Origin of the sequence: Megasphaera sp. AF13-6AC (genome assembly GCF_027685385.1) — a bacterium.
In the GTDB taxonomy this organism is placed as follows: Bacteria; Bacillota; Negativicutes; order Veillonellales; family Megasphaeraceae; genus Megasphaera; species Megasphaera micronuciformis.
In genome coordinates this window covers 1-1,564 of record NZ_JAQCUN010000205.1, presented here as the reverse complement: position 1 = coordinate 1,564, position 1,564 = coordinate 1, and the positions used below count along the sequence as shown (strand labels likewise).

At 41.6% G+C, this 1,564-nt stretch carries 2 protein-coding genes; both read left to right on the top strand.

Features of this window, described 5'->3' with window-relative positions; translation table 11 throughout:
• Positions 1 to 561, top strand: a 561-nt coding sequence (locus PGX78_RS08150; RefSeq protein ID WP_270446440.1) for an amino acid ABC transporter permease, incomplete at its 5' end; no start/stop codon positions are given.
• Entirely contained in the window at positions 548 to 1,267 is a 720-nt protein-coding gene (locus PGX78_RS08145) for an amino acid ABC transporter ATP-binding protein (protein ID WP_270446438.1), read from the top strand. The genes PGX78_RS08150 and PGX78_RS08145, both read left to right, overlap by 14 nt.
• Positions 1,268 to 1,564: the final 297 nt, after the last annotated feature.

Below are 1,564 nucleotides of genomic sequence, written 5' to 3'. Positions count from 1 at the left end.
TTGGGTCTTATTATCAGCGTTTGCCGATTGTCGGGAATCAAGCTGTTAAAAGCTGTCAGCGTATGCTACGTAAACGTCATTCGCGGAACGCCTATGCTGGTTCAGATCTTTTTGATTTATTTTGCTCTTCCGCAAGTGCTCGGGACTCGTATCGATCCCTTTCTGGCAGCCGTCTTGGCTTGCTCTATCAATAGCGGTGCTTATGTATCCGAAATTTTCCGTGCCGGAATTCAGTCAGTAGATAAAGGACAAATGGAAGCGGGCCGGTCTTTGGGGCTTTCGTGGATGCAAACTATGTTTTATATTATTTTGCCGCAAGCCTTTAAACATGTCATTCCTCCCTTAGGCAATGAGTTTATCTCCATGACGAAGGAAACGGCTCAGGTTTCCGTCATCGGCTTTGAAGAATTGACACGTCGCGGTCAGTTGATTATTTCCAAAACTTACGGGGCCTTGGAAATTTGGTTGGCCGTTGCCGTACTTTACCTGATTATGACCCTCGGTATCGCTCAACTGGTCAGCTATTTGGAACGGAGGTTCGCAACGGATGATAGAAATTAAAAATTTAAAAAAATCCTTCGGCAAGCATGAGATTTTAAAAGGTATTAACCTCACCATTCAAGATAAAGAAGTTGTCGTAATTATCGGGCCTTCCGGATCGGGAAAAAGCACGATTTTACGGTGTATTAATTACTTGGAAGAACCTACGTCGGGGGAAATCATTGTCGACGGATTGACTCTTGATTCGACAAAGAAAGTAAATGAAGTTCGCATGGAAGTGGGAATGGTTTTTCAGAGATTCAATCTTTTTCCGCACATGACCGTTTTGGAAAATATAATTTTGGCACCGGTTAAAACAAAGCGTATGACAAAAGAAGAAGCTACGAATGTAGCTATAGCTTTGCTGGAGAAAGTCGGCTTAAGCGATAAAAAAGATGCTTATCCCGGTACTTTGTCGGGCGGTCAACAGCAGCGTGTGGCTATTGCCAGAGCCTTAGCCATGAAACCTAAATTCATGCTCTTTGATGAACCCACCTCGGCCCTTGATCCGGAAATGGTCCGCGAAGTTCTCGACGTTATTAAAGATTTGGCCAAAGAAGGTATGGCCATGGCTATTGTTACTCATGAAATGGGTTTTGCCCGTGAAGTCGCGGACAGGGTTCTTTTTATTGACGGCGGTATTGTATTGGAAGAAGGCACGCCTGAAGATATTTTTACCAATGCCAAAGAAGAACGTACGAGAGAGTTCTTATCTAAAATACTTTAAAATAAAAAAGACGGGCATGGGCTCGTCTTTTTTTTATGGGAAAATGTCTTTTTTTCATGTATCAACCTTAAATATACCTATTCGGTATATTTAGGTAAAAAATAACTATTATTAGTTGATAGAAAAGTTGAGATGACCTATAATATGAATATAATTATTAGTTAGCAGGGAGGAATGAAAATGAATATTGCAGTATTAGTTAAACAGGTTCCGTCCGTTTCCGATATTGAACTTGATCCGAAAACCAATAATCTCGTGCGTATCGGTGCACCGTCTATGTTGAATCCTGTCGACTTA

Coding starts and splice junctions, on each gene's coding strand:
- PGX78_RS08145 (WP_270446438.1), top strand. CDS start 548: ATGATAGAAATTAAAAATTTAAAAAAATCCTTCGGCAAGCATGAGATT.